The sequence below is a fragment of the Pseudomonas sp. BN411 genome, from assembly GCF_029871235.1.
Classification (GTDB): Bacteria; Pseudomonadota; Gammaproteobacteria; order Pseudomonadales; family Pseudomonadaceae; genus Metapseudomonas.
On the sequence record NZ_SSOM01000042.1, the window covers coordinates 74,942 to 98,966 of the forward strand.

A 24,025-nucleotide genomic window follows, 5' to 3' on the forward strand; every position below is an offset into this window, starting at 1 on the left:
AGGAATGCGTCATTTCGGTCCACCGGAAAGACATCCCATTTGGCAGACCGGCGATCACGCATCAGCGCAGACCGAGCACATCCTGCATGTCGTACAGGCCCGCTTCCTGACCATCCAGCCAGAGCGCTGCACGCACAGCGCCACGGGCGAAGGTCATGCGGCTGGAGGCCTTGTGGGTGATTTCCACGCGCTCACCATCGGCGGCGAACAGCACGGTGTGATCACCCACCACGTCGCCGGCGCGTACAGTGGCGAAGCCGATGGTTTCACGGGCGCGGGCGCCGGTCTGGCCTTCACGACCGTAGACAGCGACTTTGGACAGGTCGCGACCCAGCGCGTCAGCCACGACTTCACCCATGCGCAGCGCAGTACCGGACGGCGCGTCCACCTTGTGGCGGTGGTGGGCCTCGATGATCTCGATGTCCACCTCGTCGCCCAGCACGCGGGCGGCGGTATCCAGCAGCTTGAGGCAAAGGTTCACGCCGACGCTGAAGTTAGCCGCGAAAACGATCGGGATCTCTTTGGCGGCAGCCGCCAGCAGAGCCTTCTCTTCGGCGGAGAATCCGGTGGTGCCGATCACCATGGCCCTGCCGGACTGACGGCAGACTTCCAGGTTCTTCAGGGTCACCGAGGGATGAGTGAAGTCAATCAGCACGTCGAACTCGTCGACCACCTTCACCAGATCACCCGACAGTGGCACGCCAATGCGGCCAAGCGCTGCCAGCTCACCGGCATCGGCGCCAACCAGGGTGCTGTCCGGACGATCGATGGCAGCGGTCAGCCCGGCGCCCTGCGCCTGCTGCACTGCCTCGATCAGGTTCTTGCCCATGCGCCCGGCGGCGCCCATCACAGCAATACGTCGCATAAAAAAGCTCCAAGCTGGAAGCCTGGAGCTGGACACCGGCACCGGAACGGAAATAGCCCGGCAGCGGCATCCAGCTCGTCGTTAGAGATCGCCGAAGAAGCGCTTCATGCCCTCGAACCAGCTGCTGGCCTTGGGCGAATGGGAGCCATCGTTCTGCAGCGTCTTGCGGAACTCGTCGAGCAGCTCGCGCTGGCGCTTGTCCAGATTGACCGGGGTTTCCACCACCACGCGGCACATCAGGTCACCCGCACCACCGCCACGTACCGGGGCTACGCCCTTGCCGCGCAGGCGGAAGAGCTTGCCGGTCTGGGTCGCTTCTGGAATCTTCAGCTTGACCCGGCCGTCCAGGGTCGGCACTTCCAGCTCGCCACCCAGGGCGGCGTCCGCGAAGCTGATCGGCACTTCGCAATAGAGGTGCTTGCCATCGCGCTGGAAGATCGGGTGCTCGCGCACATTGACCACCACGTAGAGGTCACCGGACGGACCACCCAAGGCACCCGCTTCGCCTTCGCCGGAGAGGCGGATACGGTCGCCGGTATCGACGCCGGCCGGTACCTTCACCGACAGGGTCTTGTGCTCTTCCACACGGCCCTGGCCATGGCAGCTGCCGCACGGATCGCTGATCATCTTGCCGCTGCCGTGGCAGCGCGGGCAGGTCTGCTGCACCGAGAAGAAGCCCTGCTGCATGCGCACCTGGCCGATACCACCGCAGGTGGTACAGGTGACCGGGCTGGTGCCCTTCTTGGCGCCCGAGCCTTCGCAGGTCTTGCAATTGACCAGGGTCGGCACGCGGATGGTCACGGTAGTGCCACGCACGGCTTCTTCGAGGTCCAGCTCAAGGGTGTAGCGCAGGTCGCTGCCGCGCTGCGGGCCGCCGCGCTGGCCGCCACGCTGACCACCAAAGAAATCGCTGAACACGTCGCCGAAAATGTCGGAGAAGCTGGCGCCACCGAAGCCGGCTCCAGCGCCCGCACCCATCTGCGGATCGACGCCGGCGTGGCCGTACTGATCGTATGCCGCGCGCTTGCTGGCGTCGGACAGGATCTCGTAGGCCTCGTTGGCCTCTTTGAATTTCTCTTCGGACTCCTTGTCCCCCGGATTACGGTCCGGGTGGTGCTTCATCGCCAGCCGGCGATAAGCCTTCTTCAGCTCAGCCTCGCTGGCGCCGCGCTCGACACCGAGGATTTCGTAAAAGTCACGTTTAGCCATAGTTTCCTGCACTCTCGAATTCACCAGCCCCAGACACGCCAACGCGGGAGCAAGCTCCCGCGTGGCGGATCAGGCGTACGGGGCGTCTAGCCCCGCACGCCGGGACGGAAGCAAGCGTGACACTTACTTGTTTTCCTTGACCTCTTCGAACTCAGCGTCGACGGCATCGTCGCCAGCCTTGTCCGCATTGGAGGCCTGCGGCTGCTCACCAGCCTGAGCCTGATCGGCGTACATCTTCTGCGCCAGCGGAGCGGAAGCCTGGGACAGGGCGTTCATCTTGGCTTCGATCTCGGCCTTGTCGTCGCCCTTCACGGCTACTTCCAGCTCGCCCAGCACCTTCTCGATGGCCGCCTTCTCCTCGGCGGTGGCCTTGTCGCCAGCCTCGGTGATCATCTTGCGAGTAGCGTGGACCAGCGCGTCTCCCTGGTTACGGGCAGCCGCCAGCTCTTCGAACTTGCGGTCTTCCTCGGCGTTGGCCTCGGCATCACGCACCATCTGCTGGATCTCTTCCTCGGACAGGCCGGAGTTGGCCTTGATCACGATGGACTGCTGCTTGCCGGTGGCCTTGTCCTTCGCGCCGACGTGCAGGATGCCGTTGGCATCGATGTCGAAAGTCACTTCGATCTGCGGTACGCCACGCGGAGCCGGCGGAATCTCGGCCAGGTCGAACTTGCCCAGGGACTTGTTCTGGGCAGCCTGCTTGCGCTCACCCTGCAGCACGTGAATGGTCACGGCGGACTGGTTGTCGTCAGCGGTAGAGAACACCTGCGACTTCTTGGTCGGGATGGTGGTGTTCTTCTCGATCAGCGCGGTCATCACGCCACCCAGGGTTTCGATGCCGAGGGTCAGCGGGGAAACGTCGAGCAGCAGAACGTCCTTCACGTCACCGGCGAGTACGGCGCCCTGGATGGCAGCACCGATAGCGACGGCTTCGTCCGGGTTCACGTCCTTGCGCGGCTCCTTGCCGAAGAAGTCAGCGACCTGCTTCTGCACCAGCGGCATGCGGGTCTGACCACCAACCAGGATCACTTCCTGGATGTCGGATACGTCCAGGCCGGCGTCCTTCAGGGCGATGCGGCAAGGCTCGATGGTACGAGCGACCAGGTCTTCCACCAGGGCTTCCAGCTTGGCGCGGGAAATCTTCACGTTCAGGTGTTTCGGACCAGTCTGGTCTGCAGTGATGTACGGCAGGTTGACGTCGGTCTGCTGAGCGGAGGACAGCTCGATCTTGGCCTTCTCGGCGGCTTCCTTCAGGCGCTGCATGGCCAGGGGGTCGCCCTTCAGGTCCATGCCGGACTCTTTCTTGAACTCGTCAACGAGGTAGTCGATCAGACGCAGGTCGAAGTCTTCACCACCCAGGAAGGTGTCACCGTTGGTGGCCAGTACTTCGAACTGGTGCTCACCGTCGACTTCGGCGATCTCGATCACCGACACGTCGAAGGTACCGCCGCCCAGGTCATACACGATGACGGTGTGGTCGCCCTTGGCCTTGTCCATGCCGTAGGCCAGCGCAGCCGCGGTCGGCTCGTTGATGATGCGCTTGACGTCCAGACCGGCGATGCGGCCGGCGTCCTTGGTAGCCTGGCGCTGGCTGTCGTTGAAGTAGGCCGGAACGGTGATCACCGCTTCGGTTACCGGCTCGCCGAGGTAGTCTTCGGCGGTCTTCTTCATCTTCTTCAGCACTTCCGCGGAGATTTGCGGCGGCGCCATCTTCTGGCCCTTCACTTCCACCCAGGCGTCACCGTTGTCGGCCTTGGCGATCTTGTAGGGAACCATCTTGATGTCTTTCTGCACGACGTCTTCTTCGAAGCGGCGACCGATCAGGCGCTTTACGGCGTACAGGGTGTTCTGCGGGTTGGTGACCGCCTGACGCTTGGCGGACTGGCCGACCAGGGTCTCACCGTCGTTGGTGTAGGCGATGATGGACGGCGTGGTGCGAGCGCCTTCGGCGTTCTCGATCACCTTGACGTTGCCGTTTTCCAGGATGGCCACGCAAGAGTTGGTGGTCCCCAGGTCGATACCAATGATTTTGCCCATATTCTCTCTCCCGAAACTTTGAATTCTCCGCGGCCTCGCTTCACGGGCCGCGGCAGCACATAAACGCTTGAACTAACAGATGGGGGCCCGAGGCCGGATTTCAAGCCTGCTCGTCAATCGACGGCGGAGTGGCGCTCGGCGCCTTGCTGACCACCACCATGGCGGGGCGCAGCAGACGACCGTTGAGCAGGTAGCCCTTCTGGAACACCTTCAGCACGCTGCCCGGCTCGACATGGGTGCTTTCTTCCATGGCCATGGCCTGGTGGTGCTCGGGATTGAAGGGCGCGCCATGCGGATCAACGGCTTCCAGCTGATAACGCTTGAGGGTGTCGTGGAACAACTTGAGAGTCAGTTCCATGCCCTCGCGCACCGGCTTGATGGTCTCGTCGGTAGCGCTGGACAGTTCCAGGCCGCGCTCCAGGCTATCGACCACCGGCAGTAGGTCGTTGGCGAATTTTTCCAGAGCGAACTTGTGCGCCTTCTCCACATCCTGCTCGGCGCGGCGGCGGATGTTCTGCAGCTCGGCGGCAACGCGCAGCGACTGATCCTGGGCCGCGGCCAGTTGCTCTTCCAGCACCTGTACGCGAGCGGCGAGATCTTCACCGGATGCGGTTTCGGCAGCGGAATTCGCTTCGGGGGTCTGGTTTTCCAGGGTCTGTTCGTCGGCCATGCCTTCCTCCTCATAAAGACAGCTGCGGGCAAAGACCCGCTGATATGTCCGCCTATATGGGGTCGCAATTTGTCGCTTCAAGGGGGAGGGACGATTGTCAGCCAGAAAACAAACACTGTATAAATACCCAGCCATCTCAGCGCGGGAGTCGCACCATGCTGGTACACCTGTCGATCCATAACTACGCCATCGTCGAGCACCTGGACCTGGAGCTCGAGGGCGGCATGTCCGTGATCACCGGCGAAACCGGTGCCGGCAAATCGATCATGCTCGACGCCCTCGGACTCGCACTGGGCGATCGCGCCGACAGTGGAGTGGTGCGTCCCGGCGCCGACAAGGCCGACATCCTCGCCAGCTTCGACATCAGCGACATTCCCGAAGCCCGGGCCTGGCTGGCCGAGCGCGACCTGGACAACGACGGCCCCTGCATTCTGCGCCGCGTCATCACCGCCGAAGGCCGGTCGCGCGCCTATATAAATGGCAGCCCCTGCCCCCAGGGCGACCTCAAGAACCTGGGCGAGCTGCTGATCGACATCCACAGCCAGCACGAACACCAATCCCTGCTCAAGGCCGACACCCATCGCCGCCTCCTGGACGAATTCGCCGGCGCCAGCGACCTCGCTCGCCAAGTCCAGCTAGCAGCACAACGCTGGCGGCAAACCCGCCAGGAGCTGGAGCGCCTCTCCCGCGCTGGCGACGAGCAACGCGCCCGCCACCAGTTGCTCAGCTACCAGCTGGACGAGCTGGAGAACCTTGCCCTCGGCGATAACGAGCTGGAGCAGCTAGAACAGGAACACAAGAACCTGGCCAACGCCGAAAGCCTGCTGGCCGCCTGCCGCCAGGTGATCGACTTCTGCAGCGAGAGCGATGCCGGCAACGTACTCAGCGCACTCACCTCCAGCCTTAACCGCCTGACCGCTTTCCATACCCAGCCCGGCGCGCTGGCTGAAGCGGTCAACCTGCTTTCCAGCGCGCAGATCCAGGTCGAAGAAGCCATGGGCGAGCTGAACCGCTTCCTCGACCATTTCGACGCCGACCCCGAACGCCAGCAGGCACTCGAAGAGCGCCTCGACACCATCTACACCCTGGCGCGCAAGCACCGGGTGCAACCAAACGAGCTGGCGGAACTGCAGCAGCACCTACTGGATGAACTGGAAGCCCTCAACGCCGATGACGAAGCGGTCGAGCGCTTGACCGAGGAACTGGCCGCCTATGAACGCCACTACCGGGAAAAGGCTGCCGAGCTGAGCCGGCTGCGCGGCGAAGCGTCTGACCGCCTGGCAGGCTCGGTAGAAACCGAAATGCAGCGACTGGGCATGCCCGGTGGGCGATTCAGCATCCAGCTGCATGCCAGCCAGATCGACGAACCGCAGCAGAATGGCCTGGAACAGGTCGAATTCCTGGTCAGCGCCAACCCGGGTCAGCCGCTCAAGGCACTGGCCAAGGTCGCTTCGGGCGGCGAGCTGTCCCGCATCAGCCTGGCCATCCAGGTGATCACCGCCCAGACCTCGCGCGTTCCCACGCTGGTGTTCGACGAAGTGGACGTGGGCATCGGCGGCCCCACCGCCGAAGTGGTCGGCCAGTTGCTGCGCCGCCTCGGTCAACGTGGCCAGGTACTCACCGTCACCCACCTGCCCCAGGTGGCCGCGCAGGGTCACCACCATCTCTTCGTGCACAAGGAACGTGGCACGCAGGAAACCCGCACCGCCGTGGCCAAGCTGCAGGAAGCACCACGCATCGAGGAAATCGCACGCATGCTGGGCGGCGTCGACCTCACCGAGGAATCCCTGGCCCACGCCAGGAAGATGGTGACCAGCGCCCAGGGCTGATCCGACCCCAAACGAAAAAGGCGACCCACAGGTCGCCTTTTCTTTTGCGCGAAGCGCTTACTTCTTCTTGCGGATGTAGAGCACCAGGTTGTGGTCAACCAGTTCGTAACCGCGCTCCTTGACGATTTCCTTCTGGCGCTTCTCGATTTCCGGATCGAAGAATTCGATCACTTCACCGGAATCGACGCACACCATGTGATCGTGGTGGCCGCTATCGGCCAGTTCGAACACAGCGTGGCCGCCATCGAAGTTGTGGCGCACTACCAGGCCCGCAGCTTCGAACTGGGTCAGGACCCGGTAGACAGTGGCCAGACCGACATCTTCGCCGGCTTCCATCAGGGCCTTGTAAACGTCCTCCGCGCTCATGTGGCGTTGCTCGGTGGAGTCGAGCATCTGGAGGATCTTGACCCGAGGCAAGGTGACCTTCAGGCCGGCTTTACGCAGTTCGTTGTTTTCAACCATGGTCGGTTTTCTCGGGGAATGCAGCTTTCGCAGCTTCCCTTAATGCAGGTATGATCGGGACTTTTGATGCCCAGCCAAGATAGTGGAAGTCTCCCACCGATGCAAAACACCAAGCTCCTGCTGACCAGCCTCTCCTTCGCAGGCTTGCTCGCACTCGCCGGTTGTTCGTTTCCCGGTGTCTACAAGATCGACATCCAGCAGGGCAACGTCGTAACGCAAGACATGATAGACCAGTTGAAGCCTGGAATGACCCGACGTCAAGTGCGGTTTATCATGGGCAACCCGCTGATCACTGACACCTTCCACGCCAATCGCTGGGACTACCTCTACAGCATCCAGCCCGGTGGCGGCCAACGCCTCCAGGAACGCGTCAGCCTGATGTTCGACAGCAATGAACAACTGATCGGCCTGGCCGGTGACTTCATGCCCGGCGTGAGCCGTGACGAAGCGATCCTCGGCGGCGAAAGCACCACCACGACCACCGAAGCCAAACCGGAGCAGCCGAAAGAGCAGCCCAAGGCCGAAGAGCCGGCAGCGCCGGGCTCCCTGCTGGAGAAGATCCAGAAGGAAGTGGACAGTGCAGAACCGGTACCGGTACCGATTCCGGAACCGCTGGAAACCTCGCCGCAATAACACGCGGCAACAAAAAAGCCCGGGCTGGTCCCGGGCTTTTTATTGGGTGATTTTCAGACTCACCGCTCGCCAGTGCGCGCCTGCGCAGCCTTCGCCGCACGCTGTTTGCGCACCTCTTTCGGATCAGCAATCAGCGGCCGGTAGATTTCCACCCGATCCCCCTCCTCCAGTACCCGCTCTTCCGGTTTGAGCAGCGACTTGCCGAAGATTCCGAGCGGGCAACCGGCGAGGTCCAGCTCGGGGAAATGCGCATCCATCCCGGAACGCAAAACCGCATCACGGGCATTGATGCCGCTAGGGACACTCAGGCGCAGCAACTGCTGGCGGTCAGCCAGGGCGTACACCACCTCGACCCGAATCATCTCCTCAGCCATAGAGTTCCTTCGCCCGCAGGCAGAAGGCATCGACCATTGTGTTGGCAGCCTGGTTGAACAGCGGTCCGAGGGTGGCCTTGACGATGGGGCCTGCGTAGTCGAAGCGCAGGTCCAGGCTGATCTTGCAGGCCTTGTCACCCAGCGCCTTGAAATGCCACACGCCGTGCAGCTGGCTGAACGGACCTTCCTCCAGGTTCATCTCGATGGTCTTGCCGTTATCCAGCCGGTTGCGGGTAACGAATCGCTGGCTGAGGCTGCCCTTGGCGACTTCGAGACTGGCGAGCATATGACTCTCGCTCTCTTCCATCACCTTGGCGGACGCACACCAGGGCAGAAACTCCGGGTAGCGCGCGACATCGTTGACCAGGTCGTAAAGCGCCTGCGCAGGAAATGGCAGCAGGGCGGAGCGCTGGATATGCGTGGTCATCTTGGCCTCGAACAAGTATCCGGACTGCCTCGCGCGAAAATGCGCCGAGCCGGACTGGTCAAAAAAAGTGCCGCATTGTCGGAGATTCGCCAATATCGCTCAAGCCTACGCCGCCGTAGCCGCGCCGTCTGCGACTCCCTATAATGCGCCGCCTATGGCCAAGCAAAAGAAACATCCGGAAGGCACCATCGCCCTCAACAAGAAGGCGCTGCACGACTATTCCATCGAACAGAAATTCGAAGCCGGGCTGGCTCTCGCCGGCTGGGAAGTGAAGAGTCTGCGCGCCGGAAAAGCACAGCTGGTGGACAGCTATGTGCTGCTCAAGGACGGCGAAGCCTGGCTGCTCGGCAGCCACATCACCCCACTGAAGACCGCGAGCACCCACGTGATTGCGGACCCGGTGCGCACCCGCAAACTGCTCCTGCACAAGCGCGAGCTGGGCAAGCTGTTCGGGGCGGTTCAGCAGAAGGGCTATGCGTGCGTAGCGCTGTCCATCTACTGGAAGAAACACCTGATCAAGTGCGAGATCGCCCTGGCCAAGGGCAAGAAGGAATTCGACAAGCGCGCCACGGAGAAGGAACGCGATTCCGACCGCGAAATCGCGCGAGCCATGCGCACCAAGGGCAAGGAATAAGCCCCACCCCAAAGAAACGCCGGGCAATGCCCGGCGTTTTTGTTTGTAGCTGCCATTGCCCCATGAAAGCGAACTCTGCCCGCTAAACGTTCGCCTCAGAGCCCCTGCCGCCGCTGCGACCGCGCCAACCGCTGCGCCTCCAGCTGACCTTCTTCCAGCACCTCCTGGACGTACTGGATGTGCTGATGGGAAATCTCCCGCGCCTCCTCTGCGCGCCGCTCGATGATCGCCTCGTAAAGGGCACGGTGCTGCCTGGTCAGCATCTCGCGGGTTTCTCCACGCTGCAGATACATCCCACCGATATTGGTCACCACGTTGTGCTTGAGCAGGTCGAACAAGCCACGAATGGTGTGCAGCAGCACCGCGTTATGGCTGGCCTCGGCGATCGCCAGATGGAAGCGCGCGTCCGCCGCGCCCTCCTCCGCTCGACTGGCCTTGCTGTCCGACGCGTAGCAGGCCTGCAAGTTCTCGTAAGCCTCGGCCAGGCGCTCGTGATCCACCTCGGTCGCCCGCTGCGCCGCGTAGTAGGCGCATGAACCTTCCAGGGTGTGGCGGAACTCCAGCAGATCGCGCTGGGCCTCGGGATTGCTCTCCAACAGCTGCAGCAGCGGATCACTGAAAGTCGATCCCAATTCGGCCGCGACATAGTTGCCCCCGCCCTGCCGGCTGACCAGCAGCCCCCGCGCCACCAGCTTCTGGATCGCCTCACGCAATGAAGGGCGCGACACGCCGAATTGCTCGGCCAACGCACGCTCGGCAGGAAGCCGCTCACCGGCCTTCAAGGTGCCCTCGAGGATCATCGCCTCGAGCTGACTGACGATATCGTCCGACAAGCGGCGCTGACGTATCTGACCGAATCCCATTGCTCTACCCAACCTTTCACGCCACCTCGGGCGGCCTTCAAACACAGCGCCTGCGGGGCGCGACGCGGCAGCCTAACCAGCCCGCCAGCCACGCACAAGAAGCGCACCTTCCATCTGCCGCTCGACCAAAGTCGCAACGCGGCAAATTGACACAAGGATAGTCCGGCTTTTACTCTGAGCCATCGCTTTTGTAAATTGGTATTACCAATTTAGGCGATACGCAGCGCCGACTCGGTCTTCGCCTGCCGCCGCGCCACGAGCGCAACGGTTTTCGCCCGATCCGGCAAACAGGCACTCCAAAAACAATTAGGGAGCCACCCCACGATGCAAACCTGGCAGCAGATCTATACCCCCCTTGGCAGCCTCGGGCTGTCGGCGCTCGTCGCACTGATTCCGATCATCTTCTTCTTCCTGGCCCTCGCGGTATTTCGCATGAAGGGCTACATCGCCGGCACCATCACCCTGGCGCTGTCCCTGGCGGTGGCGATCTTCGCCTTCCAGATGCCGGTGGACATGGCATTCGCCGCGGCCGGGTACGGCTTCGCGTACGGACTCTGGCCCATCGCCTGGATCATCGTCGCGGCGGTGTTCCTCTACAAACTCACGGTCAAGAGCGGCCAGTTCGAAGTGATCCGCAGCTCGGTGCTGTCCATCACCGACGACCAGCGCCTGCAGGTCCTGCTGATCGGTTTCTCCTTCGGCGCCTTCCTCGAAGGTGCCGCCGGCTTCGGCGCCCCAGTGGCCATCACCGCCGCCCTGCTGGTGGGCCTCGGCTTCAACCCGCTGTACGCAGCCGGCCTGTGCCTGATCGCCAACACCGCACCGGTAGCCTTCGGCGCACTGGGCATCCCGATCATCGTTGCGGGACAAGTCACCGGCATCGACGCTTTCAAGATCGGCGCCATGACCGGCCGCCAACTGCCACTGCTGTCGATCATCGTGCCGTTCTGGCTGGTCGCCATGATGGATGGCTGGCGCGGCATCAAGGAAACCTGGCCGGCAGCCCTGGTGGCTGGCGCCAGCTTCGCCGTCACCCAGTACTTCACCTCCAACTTCATCGGCCCGGAACTGCCCGACATCACCTCTGCCCTGGTGAGCCTGGTATCCCTGACCCTGTTCCTCAAGGTATGGCATCCCAAGCGCGCCGAAGACCGCGAAGTGGTCGGCGTATCCGGTGGTGCAGCAGTGATGGGCGGTTTCGGCGGCCCGCGCAGTACCACTCCGTCGCCCTACAGTTTCGGCGAGATCCTCAAGGCCTGGTCGCCCTTCCTGATCCTGACCGTGCTGGTGACCATCTGGACCCTGAAACCCTTCAAGGCCATGTTCGCCCCGGGCGGCGCACTGGAGCAGTTCGTCTTCCTGTTCGCCATTCCGCACCTGGACCAGTTGGTGATGAAAGGCGCACCCATCGTGGCCACCGCAACCGCCATTCCGGCCGTCTACAAGCTCGACCCGGTGTCCGCCACCGGTACCGCGATCTTCTTCTCCGCGCTGATCTCCATGATCGTCCTGAATATCCATGTAAAAAGTGGTATTACCACTTTGAAGGAGACGTTCGTCGAGCTGAAGTGGCCGATTCTCTCCATCGGCATGGTGCTGGCCTTCGCCTTCGTCACCAACTTCTCCGGCATGTCCACCACCCTGGCGCTGGTTCTGGCCGGTACCGGTGCGGCCTTCCCGTTCTTCTCGCCGTTCCTCGGCTGGCTGGGCGTGTTCCTGACCGGGTCGGACACCTCGTCCAATGCCCTGTTCGGCTCCCTGCAGGCCACCACCGCACACCAGATCGGCGTCAACGACACCCTGCTGGTTGCGGCCAACACCAGCGGTGGCGTGACCGGCAAGATGATCTCGCCGCAATCCATCGCCGTGGCCTGCGCCGCCACCGGCATGGTCGGCAAGGAATCCGACCTGTTCCGCTTCACCCTGAAGCACAGCCTGATGTTCGCCGCCATGGTCGGCCTGATCACCCTGGCCCAGGCCTACGTGTTCACCGGCTTGCTCGTTCATTAATGGCACTTCCGGGCTGCGTGCAGATGCAGCCCGGTTCCTTTTCACTGCCCTGAAGCCCTGAATCGGATCGAATTCATGATCATCTCCGCCTCCACCGACTACCGTGCCGCCGCCCAGCGCAAGCTCCCGCCCTTCCTGTTCCACTACATCGACGGCGGCGCCTACGCCGAGTACACCCTGCGCCGCAACGTCGAAGACCTGGCCAGCATCGCCCTGCGCCAGCGCGTGCTGCGGAACATGTCCGAGCTGAGCCTGGAAACCAAGCTGTTCGGCGAGACCCTGTCCATGCCGGTGGCGCTGGCCCCGGTGGGCCTGACCGGCATGTACGCCCGCCGCGGCGAAGTGCAGGCGGCCAAGGCGGCAGCGGCCAAGGGCATCCCCTTCACCCTGTCCACCGTTTCGGTCTGCCCGATCGAAGAAGTGGCGCCGGCCATCAACCGCCCCATGTGGTTCCAGCTCTATGTGCTGAAGGACCGGGGCTTCATGAAGAACGCCCTGGAGCGGGCCAAGGCTGCTGGCGTGACGACGCTGGTCTTCACCGTCGACATGCCGGTGCCCGGTGCCCGCTACCGTGACGCGCACTCCGGCATGAGCGGCCCCAACGCACCGCTGCGTCGCATGCTGCAAGCCATGACCCACCCGTCCTGGGCCTGGGATGTGGGCCTGCTGGGCAAACCCCACGACCTGGGCAACATCTCCACCTACCGCGGCAACCCCACGGGCCTGGCGGACTACATTGGCTGGCTCGGCGCCAACTTCGACCCGTCGATTTCCTGGAAGGACCTCGAATGGATCCGCGACTACTGGGAAGGTCCGATGGTGATCAAGGGCATCCTCGATCCGGAAGATGCCAAGGACGCAGTGAAGTTCGGCGCTGACGGCATCGTCGTCTCCAACCACGGCGGCCGTCAGCTCGACGGTGTGCTCTCCAGCGCCCGCGCTCTGCCGGCCATTGCCGATGCGGTGAAAGGCGAGCTGAAGATCCTCGCCGACTCCGGCATCCGCACCGGCCTGGACGTGGTGCGCATGCTCGCCATGGGCGCCGACACCGTGATGCTCGGCCGCGCCTTCGTCTACGCTCTGGCCGCAGCAGGCGGTGCGGGCGTGAGCAACTTGCTGGACCTGATCGAAAAGGAAATGCGCGTGGCCATGGTGCTGACCGGCGCCAAATCCATCAGCGAGATCAACGCTGACTCGCTGGTACGCGAACTCGGCCGCTGACCGGCCACCCAACTTCGGCGGGCCGTCCGCGGCCCGCGACAACAGACGGGACACCGCATGAGCCTGCCGATTCCTTTCCTCAACACCGTCGAGCGCCTCATCCCCCGCGAGCGGCGCTTCGACGATCCGCTGTCCACCCTGGCCTTCGGCACCGACGCCAGCTTCTACCGGCTGATTCCCAAGCTGGTGATCCGCGTCGAGAGCGAAGCCGAAGTCGTTGCCCTGCTGAAAGCCGCCCACGCCGAACTGGTCCCGGTGACCTTCCGTGCGGCCGGCACCAGCCTCTCCGGCCAGGCCATCAGCGACTCCGTACTGCTCGTCCTGGGTGATAACTGGAACGGCCGCGACATCCGCCGGGGCGGCGAACAGATTCGCCTGCAGCCCGGCGTCATCGGTGCCCAGGCCAACGCCTGGCTCGCCCCCTTCGGCCGCAAGATCGGCCCCGACCCGGCGTCCATCAACGCCTGCAAGATCGGCGGCATCGTCGCCAACAACGCCAGCGGCATGTGCTGCGGCACCGCGCAGAACAGCTACCACACCCTTGCCGGGCTGCGCCTGGTGTTGGCCGACGGCACCCTGCTGGACACCGAGGACGCGGCCAGCATCGTCGCCTTCCGCCAAAGCCATGGCCCGCTGCTGGCCGAGCTGGCGGAACTCGGCCGGCAGACCCGCGCCAACACCGAACTCGCCGCAAATATCCACCACAAGTACCGCCTGAAGAACACCACCGGCCTGTCGCTGAACGCCCTGGTGGACTTCGACGACCCGCTGGACATCCTTAGCCACCTGCTGGTGGGTTCCGAAGGTACCCTCGGTTTCATCAGCGCGGTGACCTACGACACCGTGCCCGACCACCCGCACAAGGCCAGCGCACTGATCGTCTTCCCCGACGTTGAAAGCTGCTGCAAGGCCGTCACCCTGCTGAAGAGCCAGCCGGTGTCGGCGGTGGAGCTGCTGGACCGCCGCAGCCTCCGCTCAGTGGAAACCAAGCCCGGCATGCCCGAGTGGGTGAAGGGCCTCTCGGCCAATGCCTGCGCCCTACTGATCGAATCCCGTGCGGCCAGCCAGAGTCTGCTACACGAACAACTGGCGCAGATCACGGCGTCCATCACCCACTTCCCGCTGGAGCAGAAGGTCGACTTCAGCGAAGACCCGGCCGTCTACAACCTGCTGTGGAAAATCCGCAAGGACACCTTCCCCGCCGTCGGCGCCGTGCGCCAGACCGGCACCACGGTGATCATCGAAGACGTCACCTTCCCCATCGAGCAGTTGGCCGAGGGGGTCAATCGCCTGCTCGCGCTGTTCGACAAGCACCGCTACGACGAGGCGATCATTTTCGGCCACGCCCTGGAGGGCAACCTGCACTTCGTCTTCACCCAGAGCTTTGAACAGCCCGAGCAGGTGGCACGCTACGAAGCCTTCATGCAGGACGTGGCACAACTGGTGGCGGTGGAGTTCGGCGGCTCGCTCAAGGCCGAGCACGGCACCGGGCGCAACATGGCCCCCTTTGTCGAACTGGAATGGGGCAGCGACGCCTACCAGCTGATGTGGACGATCAAGCGCCTGCTCGACCCGCGCGGCGTGCTCAACCCGGACGTGATCCTCAGCGAGGACCGCGACATCCACCTGAAGAACCTCAAGCCGCTGCCGGCCGCCGACGAAATCGTCGACAAGTGCATCGAGTGCGGCTTCTGCGAACCGGTGTGTCCTTCCAAGGGGCTGACCCTCAGTCCCCGCCAACGCATCGTCATCTGGCGCGATATCCAGGCCAAACGGCGCGCGGGTATCGACACCACCGAACTCGAGCAGGCCTACCAGTACCAGGGCATCGACACCTGCGCCGCCACCGGTCTCTGCGCCCAGCGCTGCCCGGTGGGCATCAACACCGGCGACCTGGTACGCAAGCTGCGCGCGAATGACGCCCACCACGCCGGCAGCGCCGATTGGCTGGCCGGGCACTTCGCCCTTGCCCTGAAGGGCACACGCCTGACCCTGCGCATCGCCGATGGCGCACGCCGGGTACTGGGCACGCCGTTGCTGGCGAAGACCTCCAGGGCCCTGCGCCAGCTGTCTGGCAATCGTCTGCCGCAGTGGTCACCCGCCCTGCCCCAGGCCGCGACGCCCATCCACTTCACCCCACCGACTGCCGACAACCGGCCGCGCGTGGTCTACCTGGCCGCCTGCGTGTCCCGCGCCATGGGGCCGTCCGCCGGCGATCATGAGCAGGTGCCGCTGATCGACAAGACCCGCATGCTGCTGGAAAAGGCCGGCTATCAGGTGGTGTTCCCGGAAAACCTCGACAGCCTCTGTTGCGGTCAGCCCTTTGCTTCCAAGGGCTACCCGGAGCAAGCGGAAACCAAGCGCCGCGAACTGGTCGACGCCCTGCTCGCCGCCAGCCGTGGCGGCCTCGACCCCGTCTACTGCGACACCAGCCCATGCACGCTGCGGCTGGTGCAGGACGGCCTGGATTCGCGCCTGCAACTGTTCGACCCGGTGCGTTTCATCCGCAGCCACCTGCTGGATCGGCTGGAGTTCACCCCGCAGGACAAACCAGTAGCCATCCACGTCACCTGCAGCACCCAGCACCTGGGCGAAGCGCAGGGGCTGATCGACATCGTCAAGCGCTGCACCCGTGAAGTGGTGGTGCCGGAAGGCATCCACTGCTGTGGTTTCGCCGGAGACAAAGGCTTCACCACCCCGGAACTGAACGCCCACTCCCTGCGCTCGCTGAAGGATGCGGTGCAGATCTGCGACGAAGGCGTTTCCACCAGCCGCACCTGCGAGATCGGCCTTTCCCAGCACGGCGGTATCGACTACCACGGGCTGGTCTACCTGGTGGATCGCGTCACCCGCCCCCGCCCTGGGCTGTAGAAACCTGTAGGAGCGAGCTTGCTCGCGAAGCCCGAGCTCGATCTTTCGCGAGCAAGCTCGCTCCTACAAATGCCCCCCGCCACTGACGCAAAAAACCTGAACCCCAGCGGAAACAGGGCAGTCCACCCCATAAGCCCCGGGGTACACCCAGGGCTTATCCGTCTCGAACACACAGGCCTCAGCGCCGAAGAAACCGAGAGGAGACTTCCCATGAAACGCACTGTCCTGTTGATGACCGCTGCCCTGCTCGCCTCGCCCGCGTTCGCCGCGGGTGATCTGTGCAGCGTCAACCTGCAGAAACTCGACGACGCCATGGCAACCAATACCGCCATTGACGAGCCGCTGCGCCAGCAAGTCCTGGAGCTGCGCATGAAGGCCGAACGGGCCCAGCAATTGGGTGACACCGAAGCCTGCATCAATGCCACCACCCTGGCGCTGCAACGCCTGCAACAACCCGGCAACGAAGGCGGTGCCGACGAGTCCGGCTGATGTAGGGTGAACTCGTTTGGATGCGAGCAACCCCGCAACGCCGAGCGGTAGGGTGCGCCGTGCGCACCGCGATTATTCGACAGATCCGCGGCTGATCCCGGCATCGTTGCGCATGGCGACCGGTCGCCTCGCGCGACCTCCCGGCACCCGCCCGGAGCTTTCCTATACTGCTCAGCGGTTAACCCGAAAAGGAGGTCCGACATGCGCCGTATCGCCGTACTGCTTGCCGCCGCCCTGCTCAGTGCCCCCGTTCTTGCGTCACACTGCCCAGCGGACATGGCGAAGATCGACCAGATACTGAAGACCGATCCCCCTGCCGACCCCGCCGTGCTCGAACAGGTGAAAAAGCTCCGTGCCGAAGGCGAAGAGCTGCATAAATCCGGCGATCATGCCGAGTCAGAGAAAGTGCTGGCTGAAGCGCTGAACCTCTTGCAGGCCAGCGAATAGGAAAGACCCAGGATCCCGCGCGAGCTGGATCCTGTTCCTCAGGCCTCCTGGCCCAGCAACGAAAGCGCCATCCGGCGCACCTGCTTCAGGTCTACCGGTTTGCTCAGGCAAGCGTCGGCGCCACGGCGGCGCGCTTCGGCCAGGAGTTTTTCATCCACCGCCGCGCTCACCACCAGCACAGGCGTCATCGCCAGGCGCGGGCTGGAGCGCACGAAGTCGAGCACATCCAGGCCATCGCCGTCGGGCAGGTCCAGGTCCAGCAGTAGCAGGGACGGGGTGATATCCGCCAGCAGCGCCAGCGCCTTGCCCACCGATCCTGCGCCACGCACCTCTGCCATGTCCCTCAGACCTTCCTGCAGCACCTTGAGGCAGGCCGGATGGTCTTCCACGCAGAGCACCTTCGGCTGCACCTGCCGCTCTTCCTCCTCGGGCCTGGCCGGCGCCGGGGGCTCGAACTCATCCTGCGCGGCGACGCTGGGCAGGTCGATCCAGAAACGGCTGCCGATATCCGGCGCGCTGCTGAAGCCCATTTCACCGCCCATCAACTCCGCCAGTTCGCGGCACAGCACCAGGCCGATGCCGGTGCCCGGAATGGTGGAATTCTCCCGGCCAAGGCGCTGGAAAGGCTGGAACAACATGGCCTGCTGCTCCTGGCTGAGACCCGGTCCACTGTCGGCCACCCAGAGGCGCACGGCCGCCGGGCGAACCTCGTAGCCCATGCTCACCATGCCTTGCGGGCTGTTGTACTTCACCGCGTTGGAGAGCAGGTTCAGCACCACCTGGCGCAGGCGGCGGGCATCGGCCATCACATGCAGCGATGGCACAGGCGGCGCCATCAATTGCAATTGCAGGCGGCGCGCCTGGAGTTCGGGCTGGATCAGCTCGCCGCAACTGGCCAGCAGCGGGCCGATATCCACAGGCTTGAGCTGCAGCTTCTGGCGGCGGTTCTCGATGCTCGACAGGTCGAGGATGTCGTCCACCAGCGAGGTGAGGTGACGGCTGGCGTTGACGATCTCCTGTGCGTAGTCGCCTTCCACCTTGCGGTCGTCCTGGCCTTCCGCCTCCAGGGCGATGAGCTGGGCGAAACCGTTGATCGCGTTGAGCGGGGTGCGCAGCTCGTGACTCATGCTGGACAGGAAGCGGCTCTTGGCCTGGCTCGCCGCCTGGGCCTCGCGGCTGGCAACGCGCAGCTCTTCCTCCACCTGCTTGAGGCGGGTGATGTCCACATGGGTACCGGCCACCCGCAGCGCGCGGCCATCGGAGTCGCGCTCCAGCACCTTGCCGCGGCTGAGCAGCCAGGAATAACGCCCCTCCACATCGGCAAAACGGTACTCGGCGTCGAAGTTGTCCTGGTCGCTGACCGAAAACAGCATCCGTAGGCGACGCACCCGCTCCACATCATCGGGGTGCACGCGTTCGTTGAATTCGGTGAAGGTGATGTTGTCGCTACGCAGCCCGAAGCGTTTGACGAAGCGCCCGCTCATCTTCATCGACAGGGAAATGGCATCCACTTCCCAGAGACTTTCCGTGGTGCTTTCCAGTACCAGGTCGAGGTTGCGCCTGGCCTCCAGCCGCTCCTCCTCGCTGGCCTGCAATTGCGCGCCGCTGAGCTGCACGGCTTCAGCCAGCGCCTGCAGTTCAGCAATGCGACTGCTCGGCGCCGGCGGGCGGAAGTCGCCCTGGCCGATGCGTTTCATCATTCCCATGATCGCTGCCATGGGCGTGGCCAGCTCGCCACTCAGGCGCCGCGAACGCGACCACATCCAGGCGAAGAACAGCGCATAGAAGAAGCCGAGCCCGGCGATCAGCAGATAGCCGATCTGCTGGTAGCGCTCGGCGAGGCGGTTGGTTTCCTTGAAGATGTTGGCCTCATCCACCACCATCATCAGCCGCCAGCCGGTCTGTGGAATCTCGGCCCAGGCCACCAGCTGCTTGCGCCCGCCCAGCTCCACTTCCTGGACATTGCCCTTGCCGGCAGCCATGGCCTCCAGCAGCGGCTGCATCTCGCGGTGGCGGGCCAGGTTGAAGTCTTCGGGCTTGAGCACCTCGCGGCGCACCGCCTCGTCATAGGAGAAACGGGTCAGCTCGCGCAGGCCGAAATCACGCTCGCCCGCTTCCGGCAGCGCCATGATGCTGTGATCGCGGCTCACCAGCATCGCGTAACCCTGCCACGGCACCTTCAGGCTGCCGATTTCGCCGAGCATCTGCCCCACGGTGATATCCAGCCCCACCACCCCTTCGAGGAAATCGCCCCGGTAGACCGGGGTGATCGCCGACATCATCCAGCCAAGGCCTGCCGGGTCGAGGTAAACATCGGTCCAGACCGTCTTGCGCTGCGGGTTGTGCTTGGCGTCGGCGAGGTAATAGAAGTTGTAGTTGGGTATCACCATGTCATGGGGATACTGCTCGGGCGTCATGAAGAAGGGATAGATGCGGTTGTAGCTGTCCCAACTGTTGAAGTAGACCGCCGCCACCAGCGGGTTGGACTCGCGGATCGAACGCATCAGCGGGTCCACCTGGGACAGGCGCAGCGCCTTGTCGTGGTCCTGCTTCTCCACCGGCGTGCTGCTGGCGTAGAAGGAAGCGGCCCGGCCGTCGTCGGAGCGGGTGTAGAAGACGCCGTCGGAACTCAGCACATGGCGCTGCCGCTCCAGGTCATCCGGAGTGAAGTTGCGATCGTGCAGCGACCGGCCCACCGCATCGCGGAAAAGCCGCGTGGGCACCTCGATGCCCTGCAGGCGCATGTCGATCACCTTGCCCTCACGCAGCACCGCGCTGCTCAGGTCCTCCAGCGCACTCTGCTGCAGGTAGTCCACCTGGGCATCGCGAATCGCGCTGTTGGTCAACAGATAAGCCGTGATCAACACCGATTCGACCAGAATCAGCGGGATCAGGGCACTCTGTACGAAGGCGCGCCAGATCCACTGGCGCAAGGGGGTTCGGGCAGAACGCGGCATGGCGACGTCTCGGCTCAAAGGTCTTCCTGACAATAGCCTGCAATCATATAGCAAGCACCCATGACATTAGGTCAAAAGCAAGGTCGACGCTGCACCGCCTTATGCCGTAGAATCGCCCCCGTTGTACACCCTTGCAGTATTGGGGCCGATTAGGATTCGACGCCGGTAACAAAACTCTAGGGGCATGCCGAGCTGGTAGCAGACCTCGTAAATTAGCTGCTGCAAACTATTAGTTGCCAACGACGACAACTACGGGGCGGCCCTCGCGGCCTAACCCTTCTGGCGGCTTCGGCTGCCAGCAGTCATAAGGGGATGCCTGTAAACCCGAAATGACTGTCAGATAGAACAGGATCGCCGCCAAGTTCGCTGTAGACGTAACGGCTAAAACTTATACAGCTCGCTCTGAGCACCCTGCCAGTCGGGCCGCAAAGAGCTAACTCAGTAGACTTGGCTAAGCATGTAGTCCCGAAAGCGGAGAGCTGGCGGACGGGGGTTCAAATCCCCCCGGCTCCACCAAACGCAAGTTTCCACATGTTCACACATGATCGGAAACACCCCTGAAAGCCCGCCCTGTGCGGGCTTTCTTGTTTCTACACATCCCCCAATAGATACACACAGCACAACCTGCCGTGTATCCTCCCCTGTACCCGAATCATAAATTGAAACTGAGGGGTACAAGGATGAAGCGCAGCGAAATCAAGCGCCGCCCACTGGCCGACACGGTGCTAGCCACCCTGGAGCCGGAAGGCACGGAGTACCGGGAGCACGACGGCAGCAGTCTCTATCTGCGCGTCAAACCGGACGGCCGCAAATCCTGGCAGCTGCGCTACAAGAAGCCCGACGGTAAGTGGTCATGGATCGGCCTCGGCAGTTACCCTGAGGTGGGCGGCTCCCTGGCCCGTCAGAAGGCGGCCGAACTCAGGGGCGATGTATCCCAGGGCCGCAACCCACTGGCGATGAGGAACGCCCGAAAGGCGGCCGATGCCGAAGCGGCGGCCAACACTTTCGAAAAGCTGGCTCGCGAGTGGTACGCCAACAAGCGCAAAACGTGGACCGAGGGTACGGCAGTTCGAACCATCGGCGCCCTGGAACTACATGTGTTTCCGACGTTCGGGAAACGCCCCTTCGCCGAAATTCTGCCTATCGAGTGGATGGAGTTCCTGCGCGCCATGGAGCAAAAGGGCATCGTCGAGCAGACCAGCCGCGTGCGCGGCATGTGCCGGGAGATCTATGACCTGGCGCGCGTGACCGGCCGAGCCACACATAATCCGCTAGAGGGCCTGCACAAGTTCCTGCAGACCCGGCCGGTGGAGAACTTCGCCCATGTATCCCAGGCGGAATTGCCGGCGCTTCTCCGTGCCATCCGGTCCTATCCCAGCGCCGCCGACATCCGCATAGGCCTGCAACTGCTTTCCTTGCTGGCATGCCGCCCATCGGAACTTCGGGAATCCAGTTGGTCCGAGTTCGATCTAGATGGAGCCTTGTGGACCATTCCGGCCGAGCGCATGAAACGCCGCCGCGAACATCTCGTGCCACTGCCTCAACAAGCCGTCGAGCTGCTGCGCGACCTGCACATACTCACCGGCACGTATCCCCTGCTCTTCCCTGGCCGAAGCGACACAACCAAGCCCCGTAGCAATACCGTGTTCCTGATGGCGCTGCGTCGTCTGGGCTATGAAGGCCGGCAAACCGGCCACGGGTTCCGGCACATCGCGTCCACCACGCTCAACGAAAATGGCTTTGACGAAAACCACATCGAGGCCCAGCTATCCCACGTCAAGGAAGGGGTCGCCGGCGTGTACAACAAGGCGGTGTATCTGCCTCAACGCCGGGAAATGATGCAGTGGTATGCCGACTACTTGGATCGATTGGCTGGCAGCAATGTAGTGGAGTTTAAGCACGCATGACTCGCGGCCTTCCCCCTAAAACCATTATCGAACTGCTGCTAACTACTGCCCCCAAATCAGCCCTCGAAGAACTGGAGTTGGACAATTCGACCAAAGACGACTGGGTGTCTTGCTTAGAGTCGGAGGGCCACACACAGCGGGGCCAGCACGAAATCGTAGACCTATCTTCGCTGGCAATTTACTACGCTACTCGCAGCCTCAGCGCCGTTAAAAAGGTTGCTCATTGGAGCCCCTTAGCTCTCGATTTCTGGACGCTTTATCACTTTGCGCAGACAACAAAAGCCGAAGACTTCTTCCGGACAGAGGATCTACTGCGAGAGGCCGGACGTCAGAGGAAGCAAGTGCATATAGCGAAAGCAAGGCAAGCCAAGGCGGCCGCTGAAGCCCCCTCAAGAACCGAAAAATGGATCAGGGTGGAGAGACTAGAAGCCGAGTTACTGGCATCGGGCAAGTCAGAACGAGATCTATCCAGCATCATCGAAAAACGTCTGGGGATACCTAAAAAAACTTACCGAGACTGGAGACGTAAAAGAAAAACGGCGGGGCTGTAATTGAGCCGCCGTTTTCAGGCATAACTTTCCGAGCGTCACCAATATGGAGGCGCTTAAATGCACCCAGACACCCCCTTAAACAAAGCCCTCATCCGCCAGACCGCACTCTGCAGCTGGCTCGACCTGTCCCGCTCCGGCCTGGACAAGCTACGCAAGAAAGATCCGACGTTCCCGAAACCTATCAAGGATGGCGAGACGCGCCAGGCTGCTGCGTTCTACGTCGTGGCCGAGGTAGAGGCATGGCTGCGCACCAAGATTGCCGAAAGGGACGCCGCCTGATGATCGCCAACAACAACGCCTGCCAACAGGCCAGCCGAGACGACTCTCATACCGCCGATTGAATCGCCCCTAGTTTCGTAGACACCTCCAAGCCTCATAATGAGGCCCGTTAGGAGGTGCCATGAGCAACCAGCGTTACCCCGAAGAATTCAAAATCGAAGCGGTCAAGCAAGTGACCGAGCGCGGCCTCCCCGTAGCCGAGGTGGCAGCGCGGTTAGGCATGTCGGTGCACAGCCTGTATGCCTGGATCAAGCGCTACGGCAAGCCCCAGGCGCAGCGGCAGCAAGAAGATGATCAGCAGGCCGAACTGCGTCGTCTACGCGCCGAACTCAAGCGAGTGACCGAAGAGCGAGACATCCTAAAAAAGGCCGCCGCGTACTTTGCCAAGGAGTCCGGCTGAAGTACGCCTTCATCAGCAAGCTGTCGGTGGAGTACCCGGTACGGCGTCTCTGCCAGACCCTGAAAGTGCATCCCAGCGGTTACTACGCCTGGCTGGCCGAGCCGAAATCCGTACGCGCCAAGGAAGATCAGCGCCTGCTCGGGTTGATCAAACATGCCTGGCTGGAAAGCGGTGGGGTCTACGGCTATCGCAAGATTCACGACGACCTGCGTGAGCTGGGAGAGTCCTGTGGCCGGCACCGCGTGGCTCGCCTGATGCGGGGAGAAGGGCTGCGCTCGCAGACCGGCTATCGTCGGCGCCCCGGCTATTACGGCGGCCGGCCAACGGTAGCTTCGCCCAATCGCCTGGAGCGGCAGTTCAACGTCAGTGAACCGAACAAGGTCTGGGTCACCGACATCACCTACATCCGCACCTATGAGGGTTGGTTGTATTTGGCGGTGGTGCTGGATCTGTTTTCACGCCAGGTGATCGGCTGGTCGATGAAGCCACGGATGTGCAGCGACCTGGCCATCGATGCCCTGTTGATGGCGGTCTGGCGGCGCAAGCCCAAGCAGGAAGTGATGATCCACTCCGACCAGGGCAGCCAGTTCAGCAGCTCGGATTGGCAGAGTTTCCTCAAGGCCAACAACCTGATCAGCAGCATGAGCCGACGCGGCAACTGCCACGACAACGCGGTAGCGGAAAGCTTTTTTCAGTTGCTGAAACGGGAACGCATCCGACGGAAGACCTACGGCACCCGCGAAGAAGCTCGGAGTGATGTGTTCGATTACATCGAGATGTTTTATAACCCCAAACGCCGGCACAGCAGCGCTATGCAGCTATCGCCAGTGGAGTTTGAAAAGCGCTATTTCCAGAGCTTGGAGAGTGTCTAGGAAAGCCGGGGCGATTCA

Annotated in this window: 21 protein-coding genes and 1 other RNA gene; 13 read left to right on the plus strand and 9 right to left on the minus strand. The window is 63.0% G+C overall.

The annotated features are described in order from the left end of the window. Window positions 1–61 precede the first annotated feature (61 nt). From dapB to grpE, 4 genes are all read right to left on the minus strand, one after another. Complete coding sequence (gene dapB, locus E8F06_RS05565) at window positions 62–865, minus strand: 4-hydroxy-tetrahydrodipicolinate reductase (protein WP_280365005.1); 804 nt, start codon at window positions 863–865, stop codon at window positions 62–64. A gap of 81 nt (window positions 866–946) precedes the next feature. After that, window positions 947–2,074 carry a molecular chaperone DnaJ gene (gene dnaJ / locus E8F06_RS05570; protein ID WP_280365008.1) on the minus strand — a complete coding sequence of 376 codons (1,128 nt, stop codon included), beginning with the start codon at window positions 2,072–2,074 and terminating at the stop codon, window positions 947–949. A 123-nt stretch (window positions 2,075–2,197) separates the two neighbouring features. Beyond that, window positions 2,198–4,111, minus strand: coding sequence for a molecular chaperone DnaK (gene dnaK, locus E8F06_RS05575; RefSeq protein WP_280365010.1), 1,914 nt, complete (start codon window positions 4,109–4,111; stop codon window positions 2,198–2,200). A gap of 100 nt (window positions 4,112–4,211) precedes the next feature. Further along, window positions 4,212–4,781: a nucleotide exchange factor GrpE gene (gene grpE, locus E8F06_RS05580; RefSeq protein ID WP_280365013.1), complete on the minus strand. Its 570-nt coding sequence runs from the start codon at window positions 4,779–4,781 to the stop codon at window positions 4,212–4,214. Window positions 4,782–4,936: 155 nt separating this feature from the next. Here grpE and recN point away from each other — a divergent pair, with 155 nt between their 5' ends. Then, window positions 4,937–6,610 carry a DNA repair protein RecN gene (gene recN / locus E8F06_RS05585; RefSeq protein ID WP_280365016.1) on the plus strand — a complete coding sequence of 558 codons (1,674 nt, stop codon included), beginning with the start codon at window positions 4,937–4,939 and terminating at the stop codon, window positions 6,608–6,610. A gap of 57 nt (window positions 6,611–6,667) precedes the next feature. Here recN and fur read toward each other — a convergent pair whose 3' ends face one another. Then, window positions 6,668–7,072 carry a ferric iron uptake transcriptional regulator gene (gene fur, locus E8F06_RS05590; protein ID WP_120654496.1) on the minus strand — a complete coding sequence of 135 codons (405 nt, stop codon included), beginning with the start codon at window positions 7,070–7,072 and terminating at the stop codon, window positions 6,668–6,670. A gap of 99 nt (window positions 7,073–7,171) precedes the next feature. Here fur and E8F06_RS05595 point away from each other — a divergent pair, with 99 nt between their 5' ends. Next, window positions 7,172–7,705: an outer membrane protein assembly factor BamE gene (locus E8F06_RS05595; RefSeq protein WP_280365018.1), complete on the plus strand. Its 534-nt coding sequence runs from the start codon at window positions 7,172–7,174 to the stop codon at window positions 7,703–7,705. A 59-nt stretch (window positions 7,706–7,764) separates the two neighbouring features. On the opposite strand, the gene E8F06_RS05600 is transcribed toward E8F06_RS05595, so the two are convergent. Together E8F06_RS05600 and E8F06_RS05605 are read right to left on the minus strand one after the other, a co-directional pair. Beyond that, a complete protein-coding gene (locus tag E8F06_RS05600) occupies window positions 7,765–8,079 on the minus strand; it encodes an RnfH family protein (protein ID WP_280365020.1) in 315 nt (104 codons plus the stop codon). Continuing rightward, window positions 8,072–8,506 carry a type II toxin-antitoxin system RatA family toxin gene (locus tag E8F06_RS05605; protein ID WP_280365023.1) on the minus strand — a complete coding sequence of 145 codons (435 nt, stop codon included), beginning with the start codon at window positions 8,504–8,506 and terminating at the stop codon, window positions 8,072–8,074. The genes E8F06_RS05600 and E8F06_RS05605 overlap by 8 nt, the downstream gene beginning before the upstream one ends. Window positions 8,507–8,660: 154 nt before the next feature. Between E8F06_RS05605 and smpB the strand changes: the two genes are divergently transcribed. After that, on the plus strand, window positions 8,661–9,140 hold the full coding sequence (gene smpB / locus E8F06_RS05610; protein WP_028629989.1) for an SsrA-binding protein SmpB: 480 nt from the start codon (window positions 8,661–8,663) through the stop codon (window positions 9,138–9,140). Window positions 9,141–9,235: 95 nt separating this feature from the next. Here smpB and E8F06_RS05615 read toward each other — a convergent pair whose 3' ends face one another. Next, window positions 9,236–10,003, minus strand: a complete 768-nt coding sequence (locus E8F06_RS05615) for an FCD domain-containing protein (RefSeq protein ID WP_280365025.1) — start codon at window positions 10,001–10,003, stop codon at window positions 9,236–9,238. 324 nt (window positions 10,004–10,327) lie between these two features. Between E8F06_RS05615 and E8F06_RS05620 the strand changes: the two genes are divergently transcribed. The 5 genes from E8F06_RS05620 to E8F06_RS05640 all read left to right on the plus strand — a co-directional run bounded on the left by E8F06_RS05620 (window position 10,328) and on the right by E8F06_RS05640 (window position 17,041). Next, a complete protein-coding gene (locus E8F06_RS05620) occupies window positions 10,328–12,013 on the plus strand; it encodes a lactate permease LctP family transporter (RefSeq protein ID WP_280365028.1) in 1,686 nt (561 codons plus the stop codon). 75 nt (window positions 12,014–12,088) lie between these two features. Further along, a complete protein-coding gene (gene lldD / locus E8F06_RS05625) occupies window positions 12,089–13,234 on the plus strand; it encodes an FMN-dependent L-lactate dehydrogenase LldD (RefSeq protein ID WP_280365031.1) in 1,146 nt (381 codons plus the stop codon). A gap of 57 nt (window positions 13,235–13,291) precedes the next feature. After that, window positions 13,292–16,105 carry an FAD-binding and (Fe-S)-binding domain-containing protein gene (locus E8F06_RS05630; RefSeq protein WP_280365033.1) on the plus strand — a complete coding sequence of 938 codons (2,814 nt, stop codon included), beginning with the start codon at window positions 13,292–13,294 and terminating at the stop codon, window positions 16,103–16,105. A 210-nt stretch (window positions 16,106–16,315) separates the two neighbouring features. Then, entirely contained in the window at window positions 16,316–16,594 is a 279-nt protein-coding gene (locus E8F06_RS05635; protein ID WP_280365034.1) for a hypothetical protein, read from the plus strand. A 201-nt stretch (window positions 16,595–16,795) separates the two neighbouring features. After that, window positions 16,796–17,041 (plus strand): hypothetical protein, encoded by a 246-nt coding sequence (locus E8F06_RS05640; RefSeq protein WP_151137053.1) that lies wholly within the window; start codon window positions 16,796–16,798, stop codon window positions 17,039–17,041. Between the two features lie 38 nt (window positions 17,042–17,079). On the opposite strand, the gene E8F06_RS05645 is transcribed toward E8F06_RS05640, so the two are convergent. Beyond that, window positions 17,080–19,998, minus strand: coding sequence for an ATP-binding protein (locus E8F06_RS05645; protein WP_280365036.1), 2,919 nt, complete (start codon window positions 19,996–19,998; stop codon window positions 17,080–17,082). Between the two features lie 141 nt (window positions 19,999–20,139). Here E8F06_RS05645 and ssrA point away from each other — a divergent pair. The 5 genes from ssrA (at window position 20,140) to E8F06_RS05670 (ending at window position 24,007) form a co-directional block, all read left to right on the plus strand. Beyond that, window positions 20,140–20,514: a transfer-messenger RNA gene (ssrA, locus tag E8F06_RS05650) on the plus strand. A gap of 164 nt (window positions 20,515–20,678) precedes the next feature. After that, window positions 20,679–21,905: a tyrosine-type recombinase/integrase gene (locus E8F06_RS05655; RefSeq protein ID WP_280365038.1), complete on the plus strand. Its 1,227-nt coding sequence runs from the start codon at window positions 20,679–20,681 to the stop codon at window positions 21,903–21,905. Continuing rightward, window positions 21,902–22,456, plus strand: a complete 555-nt coding sequence (locus E8F06_RS05660; protein ID WP_280365041.1) for a hypothetical protein — start codon at window positions 21,902–21,904, stop codon at window positions 22,454–22,456. The genes E8F06_RS05655 and E8F06_RS05660 overlap by 4 nt, the downstream gene beginning before the upstream one ends. A 57-nt stretch (window positions 22,457–22,513) precedes the next feature. Next, a complete protein-coding gene (locus E8F06_RS05665) occupies window positions 22,514–22,735 on the plus strand; it encodes a transcriptional regulator (protein WP_280365043.1) in 222 nt (73 codons plus the stop codon). A 121-nt stretch (window positions 22,736–22,856) separates the two neighbouring features. Then, window positions 22,857–24,007, plus strand: a protein-coding gene (locus E8F06_RS05670) for an IS3 family transposase (RefSeq protein ID WP_280363247.1) whose coding sequence is annotated in 2 segments (ribosomal slippage) — window positions 22,857–23,100 and window positions 23,100–24,007 — 1,152 coding nt in all. Because the reading frame shifts where the segments join, the coding sequence is not laid out codon by codon here. The last annotated feature ends 18 nt before the right edge of the window (window positions 24,008–24,025 follow it).